Origin of the sequence: Umezawaea beigongshangensis, from assembly GCF_016464305.1 — a bacterium.
GTDB lineage: Bacteria > Actinomycetota > Actinomycetes > Mycobacteriales > Pseudonocardiaceae > Umezawaea_A > Umezawaea_A beigongshangensis.
Map to the genome: position 1 here is coordinate 242,797 of NZ_JAEIOJ010000003.1, position 19,160 is coordinate 261,956.

Annotated in this window: 13 protein-coding genes; 8 read left to right on the forward strand and 5 right to left on the reverse strand. The window is 72.7% G+C overall.

Features of this window, described 5'->3' with window-relative positions:
• The first annotated feature begins 26 nt into the window (after window positions 1-26).
• Window positions 27-1,937 (forward strand): DUF2339 domain-containing protein, encoded by a 1,911-nt coding sequence (locus tag IMZ35_RS09320; RefSeq protein ID WP_199440581.1) that lies wholly within the window; start codon window positions 27-29, stop codon window positions 1,935-1,937.
• Window positions 1,938-2,130: 193 nt separating this feature from the next.
• Here the strand turns inward: IMZ35_RS09320 and IMZ35_RS09325 are convergent, their stop codons facing one another.
• Entirely contained in the window at window positions 2,131-4,302 is a 2,172-nt protein-coding gene (locus tag IMZ35_RS09325) for an MMPL family transporter (RefSeq protein WP_199440582.1), read from the reverse strand.
• Between the two features lie 138 nt (window positions 4,303-4,440).
• Here IMZ35_RS09325 and IMZ35_RS09330 point away from each other — a divergent pair, with 138 nt between their 5' ends.
• Entirely contained in the window at window positions 4,441-5,184 is a 744-nt protein-coding gene (locus tag IMZ35_RS09330; RefSeq protein WP_199440583.1) for a TetR/AcrR family transcriptional regulator, read from the forward strand.
• A gap of 42 nt (window positions 5,185-5,226) precedes the next feature.
• On the opposite strand, the gene leuS is transcribed toward IMZ35_RS09330, so the two are convergent.
• On the reverse strand, window positions 5,227-8,073 hold the full coding sequence (gene leuS, locus IMZ35_RS09335) for a leucine--tRNA ligase (RefSeq protein ID WP_199440584.1): 2,847 nt from the start codon (window positions 8,071-8,073) through the stop codon (window positions 5,227-5,229).
• Between the two features lie 263 nt (window positions 8,074-8,336).
• Between leuS and IMZ35_RS09340 the strand changes: the two genes are divergently transcribed.
• Window positions 8,337-8,789 carry an SdpI family protein gene (locus IMZ35_RS09340; protein WP_307867882.1) on the forward strand — a complete coding sequence of 151 codons (453 nt, stop codon included), beginning with the start codon at window positions 8,337-8,339 and terminating at the stop codon, window positions 8,787-8,789.
• 62 nt (window positions 8,790-8,851) lie between these two features.
• Here the strand turns inward: IMZ35_RS09340 and IMZ35_RS09345 are convergent, their stop codons facing one another.
• On the reverse strand, window positions 8,852-9,424 hold the full coding sequence (locus IMZ35_RS09345) for a YqgE/AlgH family protein (protein WP_199440585.1): 573 nt from the start codon (window positions 9,422-9,424) through the stop codon (window positions 8,852-8,854).
• Between the two features lie 281 nt (window positions 9,425-9,705).
• Here IMZ35_RS09345 and IMZ35_RS09350 point away from each other — a divergent pair, with 281 nt between their 5' ends.
• Entirely contained in the window at window positions 9,706-11,004 is a 1,299-nt protein-coding gene (locus tag IMZ35_RS09350) for an MFS transporter (protein ID WP_307867883.1), read from the forward strand.
• Window positions 11,005-11,041: 37 nt separating this feature from the next.
• Here the strand turns inward: IMZ35_RS09350 and IMZ35_RS09355 are convergent, their stop codons facing one another.
• Together IMZ35_RS09355 and IMZ35_RS09360 are read right to left on the reverse strand one after the other, a co-directional pair.
• Window positions 11,042-11,296, reverse strand: coding sequence for a response regulator transcription factor (locus IMZ35_RS09355; RefSeq protein WP_267877089.1), 255 nt, complete (start codon window positions 11,294-11,296; stop codon window positions 11,042-11,044).
• 126 nt (window positions 11,297-11,422) lie between these two features.
• Window positions 11,423-12,883 (reverse strand): CCA tRNA nucleotidyltransferase, encoded by a 1,461-nt coding sequence (locus IMZ35_RS09360; RefSeq protein ID WP_199440587.1) that lies wholly within the window; start codon window positions 12,881-12,883, stop codon window positions 11,423-11,425.
• Window positions 12,884-12,975: 92 nt separating this feature from the next.
• Between IMZ35_RS09360 and IMZ35_RS09365 the strand changes: the two genes are divergently transcribed.
• The 4 genes from IMZ35_RS09365 to IMZ35_RS09380 all read left to right on the forward strand — a co-directional run bounded on the left by IMZ35_RS09365 (window position 12,976) and on the right by IMZ35_RS09380 (window position 19,117).
• Window positions 12,976-13,494, forward strand: coding sequence for an NUDIX hydrolase (locus tag IMZ35_RS09365; RefSeq protein ID WP_199440588.1), 519 nt, complete (start codon window positions 12,976-12,978; stop codon window positions 13,492-13,494).
• The gene (locus IMZ35_RS09370) at window positions 13,491-15,833 is read left to right on the forward strand and encodes a DUF6049 family protein (RefSeq protein WP_199440589.1); all 2,343 of its coding nucleotides are present in this window, start codon (window positions 13,491-13,493) and stop codon (window positions 15,831-15,833) included. The genes IMZ35_RS09365 and IMZ35_RS09370 overlap by 4 nt, the downstream gene beginning before the upstream one ends.
• Before the next feature lie 14 nt (window positions 15,834-15,847).
• On the forward strand, window positions 15,848-17,482 hold the full coding sequence (gene murJ, locus IMZ35_RS09375) for a murein biosynthesis integral membrane protein MurJ (protein WP_307867884.1): 1,635 nt from the start codon (window positions 15,848-15,850) through the stop codon (window positions 17,480-17,482).
• Window positions 17,483-17,566: 84 nt separating this feature from the next.
• Entirely contained in the window at window positions 17,567-19,117 is a 1,551-nt protein-coding gene (locus tag IMZ35_RS09380) for a protein kinase family protein (RefSeq protein ID WP_307867885.1), read from the forward strand.
• Window positions 19,118-19,160 lie beyond the last annotated feature (43 nt).

The window sequence follows — 19,160 nt, forward strand, 5'->3', positions numbered from 1 at the left end:
CTCGGCGGCGGGTCACGCTGGTGTGCATGACTGGACCGGACCCCCTGTTGCGGCTGGCCGACGAGCTGGGCGACCTGGGCAGGCGCCTCGACGAGGTCAGCTCCTCGCTGCGGCTCGCGCGCGCCGGCTACTCGATCGTGCGGCCGACGCCGCCAGCTCCCGCGCCCGAGGTCCGGCCCGTCGAACCCGCTCCCGGGGTCCGGACCGTCGAACCGCCGCGCGAGCCCGTGCCCGCGCCGCGGGCACGGATCGTCGAACCGCCGCCCGGGCCCGCTGCTCCCGAGCCGCCACCGGCACCGGCACCGGCGCCGTCACCGCCACCGGCGTTCGAGCAGCCCCGGCCGCGGTGGACGCCGCCGCAGGCCCCGCCGCGCCGGTCGCTGATCTCGCGGCTCGGCGAGGACGGCGCCGGGAGCAGGCTGCTGGCGTGGGTCGGCGGAGCCATCACGCTGCTCGGCGTGGTGATGCTGCTGGTCCTGGCCGTGCAGCGGGGCTACTTCGGACCGCTGCCGCGCGTCCTCGGCGGCGCCGCGCTCGGCCTGGCGCTGATCGGGACCGGCCTGCGGATGCACCGCACGCCCACCGCGCGGGCCGGGGCGTTCGCCGTCGCCGCGACCGGCATCGCCGCCCTCTACCTCGACGTCGTCGCGGCCACGTCGCTCTACGCGTACCTGCCGAGCTGGGCCGGTCTCGTCCTCGGGCTGCTCGTGGCCGGTGGCGGCCTGCTGCTCGCGACGACCTGGGACTCACCCCCGCTCGCGGTCGGCGTGGTGCTGGCCTGCGCCGTCACCGCGCCGGTCATCACGGCGGGCTTCACCCCGCTGCTGGTGGCGTTCCTGCTGGTCCTGAAGATCGGCAGCGCTCCGGTGCAGCTGCGCCGCGACTGGCCGGGGCTCGCCCTGGCGGCCGGGCTGCCGCCGCTGATCGCCACCGTGGTGCTCCTGGGCCCGGCCGGGCGAGGGGGCGACGAGCTGGTCGTGGCCGCGACGGCGCTCGCCGCCGCCGTCGCCGGGGTCGCCCTGGCGGTGCTGACCCTGCTGCGCCGGCCGGCCGACCAGGTCTCGCTGCTGCTGATCGGCAGCGCCCCGATCCCGGCGCTGCTGACCGCCGCGCTGCTCCCGCGCCACCTCGGCACCGCGCTCGCCGGTGTCGTCGCGGTGCTGATGCTCGGCGTGTGGGCGTCCGGCCGCGGGCGGCTGCCCGCCGCCGCCGTCGCGGTCGCCGGAGCCGCGGGCGCGTTCGCGCTGCTCCAGGCGACGTCCGTCGCGCTGGACGGCACCGCCCGCGCCGCCTGCGTGCTCGGCGAGGGGCTGCTGCTGACCCTGCTGGCCACCCGGCTGCGCTCGCGGTGGACGCTGCTCGCCGCCACCGCGTTCGGCGCGGTCGGCCTGGTCCTCGCGGTCGGGTCCGCGATCCCGCCGCGACTGCTGCTGACCGCGCCCGGCCCGCGCACGTCGGTCACGGCGGGCGAACTCGTCGCCGGAGCGCTGACGGCGCTGGTGCTGCTGGCGCTCGCCGTGGCGCTGCCGTGGGCGGCGCGGACGCTCGGGGTGCTGGACGAGCCGGGCGACGCGCCCCCGGCGTGGGCGGCCGCCGGCCTCGTGGCGCTCCACGCCGCCGCGGGCGTCGTGATGTGCTGCGCGCTGCTGGTCTCCCGGGACCGCGCGGGGTTCGTCTTCGGGCACACCGCGATCACCGTCTCCTGGACGATCGTCGCGCTGGTGCTGCTGGTGCGCGGAGTCGACGTGCTGCCGCTGCGGGTCGGCGGGCTGGTGCTCGTGGGCGCGGCCGTGGCGAAACTGCTGCTGTTCGACCTTTCGGCGCTCGACGGAATGGCCAGGGTCGCCGCGTTCCTCGGAGCGGGTCTCGTGCTGCTCACCGCGGGCACCCGTTACGCCAAGCTGGTGGCAAGTCGCCGATTTTCGCCCGACACGTGAGGAATGCAGAACCACGAAGCGCTTTCATGCGGCAATCTGTGGGGGGCTCCTTTCACGGGAGCTCCCCCGACCGGCGTCACGGCGTCGGAAGGACCCGGTGTCGGTCGTTTCGCCCCCCGAGCGATCGGCACCGGGCACCCGCTCACGCGGAAGGGCCCCCGGCACCGCGGTGCCGGGGGCCCTTCCGGTTCGCTCAGCCGACGGGAACGGGCCGCCGGTCCTCTTCGAGCAGCGGATCGTCCTCGTCCGACTCGCCCTCGTGGATCGCCATCCGCCGCTGGACGCGCTTGAGCGGACCGGGGGCCCACCAGGCCGCGTCGCCCAGCAGCTTCAGCACGGCCGGGACGAGCAGCATCCGGACCACGGTGGCGTCCAGCGCCAGGGCCAGGATCATGCCGACGCCGACGAACCGCATCATCGTGATCTGCGAGAACGCGAACGCGCCGGTCACGACGATGAGCAGCAGGGCAGCCGCCGTGATGACCCGGCCGGTCTTCGCCAGACCCGTGGTCACGGCGTCCTCGGTCGACGCGCCGCGACCGCGCGCCTCGACCATGCGGGACAGCAGGAACACCTCGTAGTCGGTGGACAGGCCGAACACGATGGCCGCCATCAGCACGACGATGCCCGACTCCAGCGGCGCGGGCGTCACGTTCAGCAGCGACGCGCCGTGGCCCTCCTGGAAGATCCACACGAGCACGCCGAACGTGGCGGACAGGCTCAGTGCGCTCATCAGCACGGCCTTGACCGGCAGCACGAGCGAGCCGAACGCGAGGAACATCAGCACGAGCGTGGCCCCGACGAGCAGCAGGACCATCCACGGCAGCTTCGCGCCGATCTCGTCGAGACTGTCGGAGACCATCGCGGTGCTGCCGCCGACGAGCAGCTCGGCGCCGTCGGGCGGGGTCAGCGCGCGCACGTCCTTCAGCGCCTGCTTCGACTCGTCGCTCAGCGCGTCGCCGCTCAGCCCGGCCATCATCAGGACCGTGCCGTCCTTCGGCTCGACGGTGAGCTGCGCGTCCTGCACGCCGGGCACCTCGCCGACGCGGGTGGCGAACTCCTGCACGGCGGCCGGGTCGGTCGTGCCGTCCAGCACGATCTTGAGCCCGGTGTTGGACAGCGTCGAGAACTCCGAGTTGACGGTCTCGGCGGCGACGCGCGCCGGGTTGCCCTCCGGCAGCACCTTCTCGGTGACCTCGCCGAACCGCACGCCGAGGAACGGCGAACCCAGCGCGAGCAGCACGGCGACGATCGGCAGGGCGAACAGCACCGGGCGCTTCATGACCCTGACGCCGAGCCTGCGCCAGCCCTCGCCCTCCTCGCCCCTGGCCGCGCGCTTGCGCCACGGCATCGCGAACTTGTCGATGCGCCTGCCCAGGACGGCGAGGAGCGCGGGCAGCAGCGTCAGCGACACGACCGCCGCGATGGCGACGGCCGTCACACCGCCGTAGCTCAGCGACTTGAGGAAGCCCTGCGGGAACAGCAGCAGCCCGGCCAGGGCGATGACCAGCAGCGTCGCCGAGAACACGACGGTCCGCCCGGCGGAGGTGACCGTGCGGCGCACCGCGTCCTCCGTGCTGCGGCCCGCGGCCAGCTCCTCGCGGAAGCGGCCCACCATGAACAGGCCGTAGTCGATCGCCATGCCCAGGCCGAGCAGGCTGGCGACGTTGACGGCGAAGGAGTTGACCTCGGCGTTCATCGCGATCACGTGCAGCACGCCGAGCGACCCGGCGATGGCGAGGCCGCCGACCAGGACGGGCAGCGACGCGGCGACCAGACCGCCGAAGATCACCACGAGCAGGACCAGCACGATCGGCAGCGAGACCGCCTCGGCCGTCGTGAGGTCCGACGCGGTGATGTCGTTGATGGCCTTCTGGGTGGGCACGAGGCCGCCGACCTGCGCGTCGACCCCGTCGACGGCGAGCTGGTCGCCGATCTCCTCGTACTGCTTCATCTGGCCGTTGGAGTCGTCGGACTCCAGCGTGATCAGCGCCAGGCCCCTGGACCGGTCCTCCGTCGCGAAGGACGGGACCCCGGTGTTCCAGTAGGACTGGACGGACTTCACGGCGTCGTCGGGCAGGCCGTCGAGCTGCGCGGCGATCCTGCTCGCGACCTCGGGGGAGTCCACGGTGGACCCCGGCGGTGCGGTGTAGACGACGAGGACGTCACCGCCCTGCCGGCCGAAGGTCTCGGTGGCCACCTGGTTCGCGCGGTCCGCCTCGCTGCCGGGGGCCTCGTAGCCGCCCTGGCTGAGCTTGTCGAACACTCCGAGGCCCCAGACGCCGCTCAGCAGGGCGAGCAGGACCGTGGCGACGAGCACCACCCATCTGCGCCGGTAGGCCAGTGCGCCCCACTTCGCGAACACGGTGGTCCTCCTCGTACTGGTGAGCCGAGAGCTCACGGGTTACCGTTTCGTCACTGGCGTCAACTCTGTAAACACCGTTTACTCAGCACTTCGAAGGTACGCGGGAGAAACAGGGCTCACAACTCGATGGAGTGACCTATGACTGAGGCCACACGCCGAGAGCGGCTACGCGCCGACACAGAACAGCACATCCGGCGACAAGCCCGTGCCCTTCTGGTGGGACATGGTCGTGATGCGGTGACCCTGCGTGCCATCGCACGCGAAGTGGGCATCACCGCACCCGCGCTCTACCGCTACTACGACTCGCGGGAGGACCTGCTCCGGCAGCTCTGCGACGACATCTGCACCGACCTGTCGGCGGAGCTGAACGCGATCATCGCGGCGTGCGGCGACACCGTGGTCTCCGACCAGGTGTTCGCCGTGTGCCGCGGCTTCCGCCGCTGGGCGCTCGCGCACCCGCAGGAGTTCACGCTGGTGTTCGCCTCCACCGAGGACACGATCGGCGCGCACGCCCCCCGCGAGCGCCCCGACGTGGTGGGCGACCAGTTCGGCCGGGTGTTCCTGCAACTCGCCGGACGGCTCATCGCGGGCCACCCCGCGCCGGACCCGCCGACCGGGACGGACGTGCCGGAGAGCCTGCACGACGACCTCGCGGCGTTCCAGAAGGTCCTGATCACCGCGGTGAACGAGCACGGGGCCGAGGTGACGCCCGACGTGCTCGGCGAGGAGGCGATCTTCCACGTCGTGCAGTGCTGGGTGCGCCTCTACGGGCACGTGGCCCTGGAGGTCTTCGGCCGCTTCCCCTTCGCGGTGTCCGACCCCGGCGCGATGTTCGACTCGATGATCCGCCGGATGATCGGCGAGATCGGCTTCCAGCCCTGAGCCGCACGGGTGGCCCGCGTCGCGGGCCACCCGTGCGAGGGACTACAGGACGATGTTGACCAGCCGGTTCGGCACCACGATCACCTTGCGCGGCGTCGCCGTGCCCACCAGCTCGGCGATCTTCTCGTCCGCCAGCGCCGCGGCGCGCACCTCGTCCTGGCTCGCCCCGGCCGCCACGACCACGCGCGAGCGGACCTTGCCGCCCACCTGGATCGGGTACTCGACGGTGTCCACGACCAGGTAGCGCTCGTCGGGGCGCGGGAACGGCCCGTGCGCCAGCGACTCGCCGTGGCCCAGCCGCGACCACAGCTCCTCGGCGATGTGCGGGCTCAGCGGCGCCAGCATCTGCACCACGCCCTCGGCGATCGTCCTCGGCGTGCCCGCCGTGCCGCCGTAGGTCTTGGTGATGTGGTTGTTCAGCTCGATCAGCTTCGCGCCCGCCGTGTTGTAGCGCAGGCTCTCGTAGTCCTCGCGCACCCCGGCGACGGCCCGGTGCAGCGCGCGCAGCGACTCCTCCGAGGGCTCCTCGTCGGTGACCCGCAGCTCGCCGGTGTTCTCGTCGACCAGGTTGCGCCACAGCCGCTGCAGGAACCGCTGCGCGCCGACGACGTCCTTCGTGGCCCACGGGCGCGACACGTCCATCGGACCCATCGACATCTCGTAGAACCGGAACGTGTCCGCGCCGTAGGTCTCCGCCATCTCGTCCGGCGTGACCACGTTCTTCAGGCTCTTGCCCATCTTGCCGTACTCGCGGTTGACCTCCCGGCCCTCGAAGAAGAACTTCCCGTCCTCCTCGACGACCTGGTCGGCGGGCACGTACGTGCCGCGCGAGTCGGTGTAGGCGTACGCCTGGACGTAGCCCTGGTTGAACAGGCGGCGGTACGGCTCGTCGCCGGACACGTGGCCCAGGTCGAACAGCACCTTCTGCCAGAACCGCGAGTACAGCAGGTGCAGCACCGCGTGCTCCACACCGCCGATGTACAGGTCGACGCCGCCGGGGTCCGCCGCACCGTGCTCGGTGGTGCGCGGCCCCAGCCAGTAGCGCTCGTTCTCCCGGCCGACGAACCGCTCGTCGTCCGTCGGGTCGACGTAGCGCAGCTGGTACCAGCACGAACCCGCCCAGTTGGGCATCGTGTTGGTGTCGCGGCGGTAGGTCTTCGGCCCGTCGCCCAGGTCCAGCTCGACCTCGGTCCACTCCGTCGCGCGCGACAGCGGCGGGGACGGCTCGGAGTTCGCGTCCTCCGGGTCGAAGGTGCGCGGCGAGTAGTCGTCCACCTCGGGCAGCACGACCGGCAGCATCGAGTCGGGCAGCGCGATCGGAGCGCCGTCGGAGTCGTAGACGACCGGGAACGGCTCGCCCCAGTACCGCTGCCGGGAGAACAGCCAGTCGCGCAGCTTGTACTGCACGGTGCCCCGGCCGTGACCGTGCTCCTCCAGCCAGCCGATGATCGTCTTCTTGGCGTCGTCGACGCCCATCCCGTCCAGGAAGGCCGAGTTGATCGCCGGACCCTCCCCGGTGAACGCCTCGCCCTCGAAGCCGTCGGACGGCCGCACCGTGCGCACGACCGGCAGGCCGAACTTCGTCGCGAAGTCCCAGTCGCGCTGGTCCTGGCCCGGCACCGCCATGATCGCGCCGGTGCCGTAGCCCATCAGCACGTAGTCGGCGACGAACACCGGGACGCGCGCGCCGTTGACCGGGTTCACCGCGTACGCGCCGGTGAACACGCCGGTCTTGTCCCGGTTCTCCTGGCGATCCAGCTCCGACTTGGTCGAGGCCGCCCTGCGGTAGGCGGCGACCGCCTCGGCGGGCGTCGCGGCGCCCTCGGTCCAGCGCGGGTCCACGTCGGCGGGCCACTCGTCGGGAACGATCCGGTCGACCAGGTCGTGCTCGGGGGCCAGCACCGCGTACGTCGCGCCGAACAGCGTGTCGGGGCGGGTCGTGAAGACCTCGATCGACTCGTCGCCGACGGCGAACCGGACCCGCGCGCCGTGCGAGCGGCCGATCCAGTTGCGCTGCATGGCCTTGACCTTCTCCGGCCAGTCCAGCCGCTCCAGGTCGTCGATCAGCCGGTCGGAGTAGGCGGTGATCCGCATCATCCACTGGCGCAGGCTGCGGCGGAACACCGGGAAGTTGCCGCGCTCGCTGCGTCCGTCGGCGGTGACCTCCTCGTTCGCCAGGACGGTGCCCAGGCCGGGACACCAGTTCACCGGCGCCTCGGACAGGTAGGCCAGCCGGTGCTCACCCAGCACGGCCTGCTGCTCGGTGCCGCTCAGCTCGGCCCACGGACGGCCGTCCGGCGTCGGGCGGGAGCCGTCGGCGAACTGCGCGATCAGCTCGTCGATCGGCCGCGCGCGGCCCGCGTCGGCGTCGTACCAGGAGTTGAAGACCTGCAGGAAGATCCACTGGGTCCACTTGTAGTAGCCCTCGTCGATCGTGGAGATGCGACGGCGCTCGTCGTGGCCCAGGCCCAGCCTGCGGATCTGCCGCAGGTAGGTCTCGATGTTGGTCTCGGTGGTCGTGCGCGGGTGCTGGCCCGTCTGCACGGCGTACTGCTCGGCGGGCAGCCCGAACGCGTCGAAGCCCATCGTGTGCAGCACGTTGCGGCCGTTCATCCGGTGGTACCGGGCGAAGACGTCCGTGCCGATGAAGCCCAGCGGGTGCCCGACGTGCAGACCGGCGCCCGAGGGGTAGGGGAACATGTCCTGGACGAACAGCTTGTCGTCCGGTACCGGCTTCCCCGTCGAGAGCGGACCGACCGGGTTGGGCGCGTGGTACGTGCCGTGCTCTTCCCAGTGCTGCTGCCACCGCTGCTCGATGCTCCCGGCCAGCGCGGCCGTGTACCGGTGTGCGGGGACGGCGTCCTGGTCGTGCGCCGTGTCGGTGCTCATCGAACGTCCCTCTCGATCGGAAAACCCGCCCTCACAACGACAAAACCCCCCAGCCACGGATGGGCGTGAGGGGTTGCCGCGCGGACCTGGTCGTGGTCAGCGCGGCGGCGTAAGGAGCAGGCGCGCCGTGCTCATGGCTACAACGGTACCGCGCGTGTCGACCGCCCTCCGAACCGACCTGGTCAGGGGCGGGACCGTGGCGCGGGGCACACCTGAGCGGGGTGGCCGAGCACGCCGGGAGGGCGCGGACCTACTCTCGAACGGTGAACCTCGCTGCCTCGGACGTGAACGCCGCTCCGCTCGCCCTGCGGATCGTGCTGCTGGTGGCGCTCGGCCTCGCCGGGCTGTCCCTCGCCGTGATCGGCTACCTGAGCCTGCGGGGCAAGCTGCCGCGCAACCGGGCCGTGGGCGTGCGCACGGCCGCGACCCTGCGCGACGACGAGGCGTTCGCGCTGGGCAACAAGGTCGCCGGGGTGCCCAACCTCGTCGCCGGCGCGGTCGGCGTGATCGGCGCCGTCGCCGCCGCCGCCCTGCCGTCCACCGCCCCGGTCGTCGTGGCCGCCCTGCTCAGCGGGGTGGGCGTGCTGGTGATCGCCGGAGCGGGCGGGGTCCTGGGCCACCGCGCGGCGGCGGCCATGCCCGAGCCCCCGAAGGGCTGCGCGTCGTGTGCGTGCGCCGGGGCGGGGTGCAGCCCGGTCCTGACCAGGTCGAGCTGACCCACCCGCACCCCGACGCCCACCCCGAGCGGGCGACTCGCGTGAGGGTGCTCTGCGCACCCTCAGTTCGTGCGCACGTCTTCCGGCTGGGTGGCCAGGAGCGCCAGGGGCATCCCCTGCCTGCGCAGGACCGCGCCCCAGAGGTCCACCCCAGGGGCCGTCAGGACGTCGTCGGGCAGGCCGGGCACCACGATCCAGTCGCCCCGGTCCACCTCCCTGGCCAGCTGGCCGTGGCCCCAGCCCGCGTAGCCCGCGAAGACGCGCAGGCCCCGCACCCTCGGCACCAGGTGGTCCGGGTCGCCGTCCAGGTCCACCAGCGCCACGGGACCGTGCACGCCGACCACGCCCTCCAGCTCCCGCAGGTCCTCGCCCGCGCGCAGGGCGGCCAGGCACAGCGCCGTCTTCTGCTCCACCGGACCGCCGATGTAGATCGCCTGCGGCCTGGTCACGTGCGGCCCCCACCCCGGCAGCACGTCGTGCACCGCGACCTCGCTCGGCCGGTTGAGCACGACACCGAGGGTGCCCTCGCCGCGGTGGTCGATCACGTAGACGACGGTCCGGCGGAAGTTCGAGTCGATCAGCCCCGGCGCGGCGACGAGCAGCGTCCCCGGCTCTACCTCGGCATCGTGTGGCACGGTCCGATGATCGCACCGCGCGGCCGGGTGCGTGGCGGGGAAGTCCGGGGCGACGCGGGTCACAGCTGGACGGGAACACGGGAGGGGGGTCGCTCGTTGTACCCGGTGTCAGGCGCTATCGAGTCCCCCGGGCCCTATCTCAACGCCTTCGCGGAATACCGTTCGGCTGGAGCCGCGTCGTGCTCATCGCCGAGAGGCGACCGGGCGTCTGATCTGTGGAAGCCGGACCCGCGAGGGTCCGGCTTCCGTGGTTTTCGCCCCGGATACGTAGGCTCCTCGACGTGAACACGGCCGGGACGACCGCGGTGCAACCGGCACCGCACCGAGGGACGCGTCGTCTGCTCGCCACGCCGGGACTCCGCAGGCTCCTGGCCAGCAGGCTCGCCGCCCAGTGGGGCGACGGCCTCTTCCAGGCCGGTCTGGCCGGAGCGGTCCTGTTCAACCCGGAGCGGCACGCCGACCCCGCCTCCATCGCGGCCGGTTTCGCGGTGCTGCTGCTGCCGTACTCGCTGGTCGGCCCGTTCGCCGGCGCCCTGCTCGACCGGTGGGACCGCCGCCGCGTGCTGGTGGTCGCCAACCTCGTCCGCGCGGTGTTCGTGCTGCTCACGGCCGGTGCCGTGGCAGCGGGACTGGACGGGGCCGCCCTCTACGTCTCCGCGCTGCTGGTCACCGGGATCAGCCGGTTCGTCGGCTCCGGGCTGTCGGCGTCGCTGCCGCACGTCGTGCCGAGGGAGAACCTCGTCGAGGCGAACGCGCTGGCCACGACGGCGGGCGCGCTGACGGCCGTGGTGGGCGCGGGTTCGGCGGTCGCGCTGCGCGAGGTGCTCGGGGCCGGTGACGGCGGGTCGGCGCTCACGACGAGCGTCGCGGTCGTCGGCTCCCTGGTGGCCGCCGCGGTGGCGGCGCGCTTCGCCCGCGGGTTCCTCGGGCCGGACGAGGTCGACGAGCCGAGCCGCACGTTCGTCGCCGTGGCCCTGGGGCTGCTGGACGGGGCGCGGGCCGCGTGGCGCACGCCCAGCGTGACGGCGTCGCTGGCCGCGCTGCTGGCGCACCGGATCGGGTTCGGGGCGTCGCTGCTGGTCACCCTGCTGCTGATGCGCTACAGCCTGGAGGACGTCGGCCCGTTCAAGGCGGGGCTGGCCGGGCTGGGCGAGGTTGCCGTCGCCGGTGGCGCTGGCATCCTGCTCGCCGGTCTGATCACCGACCGGGTGGTCCTCCTGCTCGGCACGCGGCGGACGATCGTGTCCGCGCTGCTGCTGGCGGCGGTCGCCCAGCTCGGACTGGGTCTGCCGATGCTGCTGCCGACGATCCTCGGGGCGGCGTTCCTGCTGACGTTCGCCGGGCAGGTCGTGAAGCTGTGCGTGGACGCGGCGGTGCAGAGCGACATCGGCGACGAGGTCAGGGGCCGGGTCTTCGCCCTCTACGACACCCTGTTCAACGTGGCGCAGGTCGTCGCCATCTCCACCGCGGCCGCCGTCGCCCCGCTGGACGGGCGCGCGCCGGGACTGATCGTGGTGGCGGCCCTCGTCTACCTCGCGGGTCTCGCGGCCCACCTGCTGCTGCTCCGCCGGAGCGCGTGAGCGGTCGCGGCCGGCCGCGACCGCTCACGAACCCGGTTCACCTCGGCAGGGGCAGGCGCAGCATCCCGGCCTCGTGGGCGTAGACGACTGCGGCCATGCGGTCCTTCAGGCCGAGCGCGTCGAGGATCTCCCCGACGACCCCGGCGACGTGCTGCTGACTCACGGCGAGCACGGGCGCGATCTCGTGGTCCGCGAGTCCGCGGGCGAGGCAGCGCAGCACGGCACGCTGCTGCTCGGACAGCAGATCGAGCCCAGAGGTTGTGCGACCAGGCGAGACGTGACGCCCGTTCATCGTGATCACCCCCCAGCGCACGAGCACGGTGCTCGGTGCGCACCGTCATCATTCCGCAACTCGCTGTCACTTCGCTAACAGCGAGCATTCCAGGTCGACACGAAGAGTGAGGAAACGGTCCGCCCGTCACGCCCCCGGCGGTGCGACGCCCTGCTCACGGGCCCAGGCGAGGAGTTCGGCCACCGCCTCGTCGTGGTCGAGCGGTCCCCGGTCCAGACGCAGCTCCTTGAGGAACGTCCACGCCCGGCCGACCTGCGGACCCGGTGGCACGCCGAGCAGTCGCATGATCTCGTTGCCGTCCAGGTCGGGGCGGACGCGCTTGAGGTCCTCCTCGGCGGCGAGACGGTCGATCCGCGCCTCCAGCTCGTCGTAGGTGCGCTGGAGCGCGCTGGCCTTGCGCCGGTTGCGGGTGGTGCAGTCGGCGCGCACGAGCTTGTGCAGCCGGGTCAGCAGGTGCTCGGCGTCCGTGACGTAGCGGCGGACCGCCGAGTCGGTCCACTCGCCGTTGCCGTAGCCGTGGAACCGCAGGTGGAGGTAGACGAGACGGGCCACGTCCTCGACGATCTCCTTGGAGTAGCGCAGTGCGCGCAAACGCTTGCGCACCATCTTGGCGCCGACGACCTCGTGGTGGTGGAACGAGACGCCGCCACCGGCCTCGAAGCGGCGCGTGTCCGGCTTGCCGATGTCGTGCAGCAGCGCGGCCAGGCGCAGCACCAGGTCGGGGGACCGCTCCTCGTCCTCCAGGTCGATCGCCTGCTCCAGCACGACCAGCGAGTGGCTGTAGACGTCCTTGTGCTGGTGGTGCTCGTCGATCTCCAGCTTCATCGCGGGCAGCTCGGGGAGCACCCGGTCGGCGAGCCCCGTCTCGACCACCAGCTCGACGCCGGCCCGCGGGTGCGCGCCGCACAGCAGCTTCGACAGCTCGACCTGCACGCGCTCGGGCGTGATCCGGTCGAGCTGGTCGGCCATCGAGCTCATCGCCTCGACCACCCGCGGCGCGGGGGTGAACCCGAGCTGGGACACGAAGCGGGCGGCGCGCAGCATCCGCAGCGGGTCGTCGGAGAACGACTCGTGCGGGGTGGCCGGGGTGTCGAGCACGCCGTCCGCCAGCGCCCGCGCTCCGCCGGTCGGGTCCACGAACACCCGCTCCACCAGTTCGAACGCCATCGCGTTGACGGTGAAGTCGCGGCGGAGCAGATCGCCCTCGACGGTGTCGCCGAACGTCACCTCGGGGTTGCGGGTGACGCCGTCGTAGGAGTCGGCCCGGAACGTGGTGATCTCCACGGTGACGCCGTGCCTGGTCGCGCCGACCGTGCCGAACGCGATGCCGGTGTCCCAGACGGCGTCGGCCCAGCCGGAGAGCAGCTTCTGCACCTGCGGCGGACGGGCGTCGGTGGTGAAGTCGAGATCGTTGCCGCCGCGCCCGAGCACCGCATCGCGGACGCTGCCCCCGACCAGGTAGAGGCGGTGACCGGCCGCGCCGAAACGAGCGGCGAGCTCGTCGGCGACCGGGGTGGAGCGCAGCACCTCGACGACGGCCTCGTGGGCCGTGCGGGCGAGGTCGTCGTCAGCGGTGGGTCTGGACACGGGGCATCACAGTATCGGCAGCACCCGCTCGTGACCCTCCGCGCCGGACGGGTGACCGACCGCGTCTCCGCCGCGCCACTACCATCGGTGCCATGCCCCAGTCGTCCGGTCGTTCCGGCGGTACCAAGCCGGGGCGCCGGAACCGGCGCCGGGGTCGTCGGCTGAAGACCGTGGACGAAACCTCCGCCGGTGGGCTGGTGCTCGACGCCGCTCACCGGAATGCTGCTGTCATCGGTCGCCTGGACCGGCGCGGCCGGCTGCTGTGGTCCCTCCCGAAGGGACACATCGAGGAGGGTGAGACCTCCGCGCAGACCGCGGTGCGCGAGGTCGCCGAGGAGACCGGTATTCATAGCAGGGTGCTTCGCCCGCTCGGGTCCATCGACTACTGGTTCGTCGCCGAGGACCGGCGGGTGCACAAGACCGTCCACCACTTCATCCTGGAAGCGCTGGGCGGAGAGCTTTCCGACGAGGACGTGGAGGTCACCGAGGTGGCGTGGGTGCCCCTTGGCGAACTGGACGCGCGACTGGCCTACGCCGACGAGCGCCGTCTGGTCCGCCGAGCCGCCGAACTGCTCGCCCAGTACGACGCGGACGGAGCGGAGTCGGCGTGAAGCGGCTGCTCGCCGCGTTCGCGGCGGCTGGATTTCTCCTGACCTCGGGGGTGACCACCTCGCCCGCGCTCGCAGCGCCGGGCGAGGGCGGGCGCGTCCCGATCAAACCCGCGCCGGCGACCCAGCTGTGGTCGACGCGCCAGGTGTCCGCCCAACCAGGACAGTCGCAGGCCCCCCAGTGGCTGCGGCTGGACGTGGAGCAGCTCACCCCCCGCGTCGTCACCGGCGAGGGCGACGTGACGATCAGCGGCAAGATCGTCAACATCGGCGACCGCAGGATCACCGACATCGACCTCCGGCTGGAGCGCGGCGACGCGCTGACCAGCGAGGAGAGCCTGCGCGCCGCGCTGCGCGAACCCGCGTCGGCCGAGCTGAAGCAGCCGCGCTTCACCCCGGTCGCCGACCTGCTGGAGCCCGGCCAGAGCCGGGACTTCTCGCTGACGGTGCCGCTGCGCGGTGGTGAGCGCTCGTCGCTGGAGATCGACTCGCCGGGCATCTACCCGGTGCTGGCCAACGTCAACGGCACGCCGGACAACGGTGGCCGCGCGCGGCTGGCGGCGCTGAGCACGCTGCTGCCCGTGCTGTCCGTCCCCGGCGGTGAGAGCAGGGCGAAGCCCGCCGACCCGGCGCGCACCACCGTGCTGTGGCCGCTGGCCGACGAGCCGCGTCTGGTCGGCACGGACGCGGAGGGCCGGACCGTGCTCACCGACGACGAGCTGGCCGGGTCGCTGTCGCTGGGCGGGCGGCTCTACGGACTGCTCCAGTCCTACGAGGCGGCCGTGCGCGACAGCACCCCGATGGCGTCGTCCCTGTGCCTGGCCGTGGACCCCGACCTGCTGCGGACCGTGGACGCCATGAGCGAGGGCTACCAGGTGCGGGGGCTGGGCGAGGGCGCGGGCCGCGACGAGGCGACGCTGTGGCTGGACCAGCTGCGGCAGCTCTCCAACGGCCGCTGCGTGCTCGCCCTGCCCTACGCCGACGCCGACCTGGTGGCGCTGTCCCGCGCCGGGCTCACCGGGCTGGAGGACCTCGCCGTCCGCAGCACGCTCACCGACGCCTCGTCGTCCGTCGTGGAGGACGTCCTCGACGGCGTCCAGCCGCTGGAGAACGTGGTGTGGCCCGAGGGGGGCGTGCTCGACCAGCAGACCCTGGACGACCTCGCCGAGCAGGGCGTGACGTCGCTCGTGCTCGACCAGTCCGGCCTGAGCCAGGCGCCCGGCACCGGTCCGGTGGCGATCGCGGGCACCGACGGCGTCACGGCCGTCCGGATCGACTCCATGGTGTCCGCGGCCCTCGTCAACGGCAGCGAGCAGACGCAGACCATCGGCGGTGTGAGCACCCCCTCCGAGGCGAAGCCGGTGTCGGTGCAGAACGCGCTGGCCGCGATGGTCTTCCGCGCCGGGTTCGCCGACGGCGGGCAGCACGTCGTGATCGCGCCGCCGCGCCGCTGGAACGCGCCGCTGGGCGAGATGAACGAGCTGCTCACGACGTTGCGCAAGCTCTTCGACAACCAGTTCGCCGCTCCCGCCGCGCTCCAGTCGCTGGTGGGCGGCGAGGCGCCGGAGCAGACCGCCGAGGTCAGCTACCCCGTGGAGACCAGCGCCGAGGAGCTGCCGGAGGCGATCGTCTCGCAGATCGCCGGCGCCGACGCCGTGCTCGGCGGGTTGCAGGGCGCGATGGCGCAGGAGGACAGCGACCGCGCGAAGCCGTCCGACCTGATCGACCCGCTGAAGCTCTCGGTGCTGCGGGCCTCCTCCAGCGCGTGGCGCGGCGACGAGGCGGCGGCGCGCGACGCGGTGGACATCGCCCTCGGCGAGATCGGCGAGCTCCAGGGCCAGGTCACGGCCACCGAGCCGAACAGCCCGATCCTGCTCGGCTCCGGCGACAGCCCCGTGCCGATCAACATCGTCAACAGGCTCGACCTCCAGGTGACCGTGCGCGTTGTGCTGGACGACACACCAGGAGTTCGCCCGGAGGCGTACGCCCCGCAGGTGATCCCCGGCAACGCTCAGCGACTGGTGCAGGTGCCCGTCGAGCTGCTGCGATCCGGCCGGTTCAGCGTCGACGTGCAGCTGATGACCGAGTCCGGGGTGCCGCTGGGCGAGAACGCCCGCGTTGAGGTGTCCTCGGCGGCGTACGGCACGATCACGGTCGTCATCACCGCAACGGGTGCCATCGCGCTCGTCCTGCTGTCCGCACGGCGCATCTTCCGGCGGATCAGGGCGTCGCGCGCGCCCGGTGCGGCGACCGACGTGGACCCCGCGGTCCTCGCCGGGCAGAACGAGCAGGCGCCGACGATCTCCGGCGACGCCGCGGCAGAGAAGTCGAGTACGAGTTGAGCGGAACGCGAGCGGTGACCGAGCAGCAGGTGGACCAGCCGACGGTGCAGGCAGCGCCGTCCGTGGCCAGGGCCAGCGGATCGATGGCGATCGCCACCGTCGTCAGCCGGGTCTCGGGCCTGCTGTCGAAGGTGCTGCTGATCGGCGTCATCGGCCAGGACGTCCTCAACGACTCCTACCAGGTGGCGACGACGCTGCCGACGATGATCAACGAGCTGCTCCTCGGCGGCGTGCTGACCAGCGTGGCGATCCCGCTGCTGGTCCGCGCCGAGAAGGAGGACGGCGACCGCGGCGAGTCCTACGCGCAGTGGATGATCACGATGTCGGCCGTGCTGCTGGGCATCGGCACGCTGATCGCCATCGCGTGCGCCCCCCTGCTGACCGACCTGTTCATCTCCGACTCGCCCGACGCGAACCCGGCGCTGGTCACGGCGTTCGCCTACCTGGTGCTGCCGGGCATCGTCTTCTACGGGCTCACCGCGCTCATCGGCGCCGTGCTCAACACGCGCAACGTCTTCGGCCTGCCCACCTGGGCGCCGGTGATGAACAACGTCGTGGTGATCGTCACGCTGGTGGTCTACACGGTCGTGCCCGGTGAGATCTCCCTCGACCCGGTTCGCATGGGCGACGCGAAGCTGCTCGTCCTGGGCCTCGGCACGATGCTCGGCGTGGCCGTGCAGGCGCTGGTCCTGGTGCCCGCGCTGCGCAGGACCGGCTTCCGGTTCCGCTGGCGCTGGGGCTGGGACCGCCGGCTCGCCGAGTTCGGCGACCTCGCGTTCTGGGTGCTGCTCTACGTCGGTCTCGGCTTCGCCAGCATGGTCGTGCTGACCAGGGTCGCCACCGAGAACGCGGGCGCGCTCGTCGCCTACAACTACCAGTGGCTGATCGCGCAGGTGCCCTACGGCGTGCTGGGCGTGTCCCTGCTGACCGCGCTGATGCCGAAGATGAGCCGCGCGGCGGCGGCGAACGACACCGACGCCCTGGTCGGCGACCTGTCGTTCGGCAACCGCATGTCGGCGATCCTGCTGATGCCGTTCAGCGCCCTCATGACCATCGGTGGCGTGTCCATCGGCATCGCCGGGTTCGCCTGGGGCCGGTCCGGCGTCGAGGGCGGCAGCGCGATCGGCACGGCGCTCGCGCTGTCGGCGTTCGGCCTCGTGCCCTACGCGATCACGCTGCTCCAGCTCCGCGTGTTCTACGCGATGAAGGACGCCAGGACGCCGACCCTGATCCAGGCGATCATCGTCGCGGTCCGCGTCGTGCTGCTCTACACGTTCCTGGCCGTCTCCCCGCCCGACAAGCTCGCGGTCGGCGTGTCCATCGCGATGTCGCTGAGCTTCGTCGTCGGCTGCGTCGTGGGCCAGGTGTGGCTGCGGGTGCGGTTGGGACGGCTGCGCACCGGGTACACGCTGTGGACGGTGTGTCTCACCGTCGTCGCGTCCGCGGTCGGTCTCGCCGTCGCCTACGGCGTGAGCAGGGGCGTCCTCGCCGTCTCCGGCGTGGAGCACCCGGTCGTGTCGGCGTGGGTCGAGGCCGTGCTGCTGACCGTCGTCGGGCTGCCGCTGAGCTTCGGGCTGCTCGCCCTGTTCCGCGTTCCGGAGATGAAGCCCGCCGTTGACAAGATCATTCGACTGGTACGGCGTCGCTGACCGCTGCACCGGGTGCACGTCCCGTACTCTCGGGCGCGGCACACCCGGAATCAGTGGGGGGCATCGCGGACGGGGGAGAGTCGCGTGAGTAGCGGGCCGAAGCTGGGTGGGAACCCCGGCGCCAACAACGCCTCGCTCGTGCCTGGCGGCGTCATCGGGGACGGCAGGTACCGGCTGCTCGCGTACTCGGGCACCGACGACCGGTGCGCCGCGCAGCTCTGGCGCGGTCGCGACGGGCAGCTCAACCGCGACGTGGCGCTCACCGTGCTGGTGGGCGACCTGCCCGACCTCCAGGCCGCCGGACGCGCGCGGCGCACGGTCGAGCGCGCCATGCACGCGTCGAGCTTCACCCACCCCGGCGTGGCCAGGGTGATCGACGTGCTGACGCCCGGCACCGGCATCAAGCCCGGCGAGGGCATCCTCGGCATCATCGTCGCCGACTGGACGCCCGGCACCGACCTCGTCGACCTCCTCGCGGAGGGCCCGCTGCCCGCGGGCACCGCCACCAGGCTGCTCGCGCCGCTCGGCGCGGCCATCGAGGGCGCGCACCACGCCGGTCTCGTCCTGGGCGCCGACCACCCGCAGCGGATCAGGGTCACCCCCGACGGCAAGCTGCGGCTCGCGTTCCCCGGCCCCCGGCCGGAGGCCGTCGCCCGCGACGACGTCCGGGGTCTCGGCGCCGTGCTGTACCTGCTGCTCACCGGCCGCTGGGCGCTGCCGGGCGGTCCCAGCGCGGTCCCGGCGGCCCCCACCGGCCCCGACGGCACGGTGATCGCGCCCAACGTCCTCCAGCCCCGCGTGCCGCACGAGCTGTCGTCGGTGGCCGTGCGCAGCCTGGAGGACACCAGCGTCGGCGGCATCCGCACCAGCGCCGCGATCCTCCAGGTGCTGGAGCAGATCGCCGGCGAGGAGTCCCAGAGCGGCGTCCTGGAGGACACGGCCGACGGCTCGGACGACGACCGCGCCGTGTGGACCACCCAGCGGCCGCAGCGCGGGCGCGAGCACAAGCGCAAGCTCGTCCTCAGCGTCGCGGTCCTCGCCGCGGCCACCCTCGCCGTCATCGCGTGGCTCGGCGTGCAGATCGTCAGCTTCTTCAGCGACGAGGGCCCCTCCGGCGGTGGCCCGACCGTGGTCATCGAGCAGTCCGGGTCGCAGGGCGTCGACGGCGACGCCGCGCCGACCCGCGCGGAACCCGCCGGTCCCGTGCAGCCCGCCTCGGTCGGCGTCTACGACGTCACCAACCAGCCCGACAACGCCAACCGCGGCAGCCGCGCCGCCGACAGCGACGCGGGCACCGCGTGGCAGACCGACGACTACCTCCAGCCCTTCCCCTCGCTCAAGCCGGGCATCGGCCTCATGGCGTCCTTCGCCGAGCCCGTGAAGCTCGCGTCGGTCACCATCACCTCGCCCAGCGCCGGGACGAAGGTGGAGATCCGCACCGCCCCCAGCGAGAGCGCGCCGCTGGAGGAGACCACGGTGCTGACGTCGGCCGACCTGTCGGCCGGGCAGACCCAGATCCAGCTCGGGGACCACGAGCCCGCTCAGCACGTCCTGGTGTGGATCACGACACTGGCGAAGGCCGGCCAGGGCAACCAGACGGAGATAGCCGAACTGGTGTACACCCGCGCCGGGTAGCACCGCGAGCCGGGCGTTCGGGGTGGGCGTCGTGTGACTGATC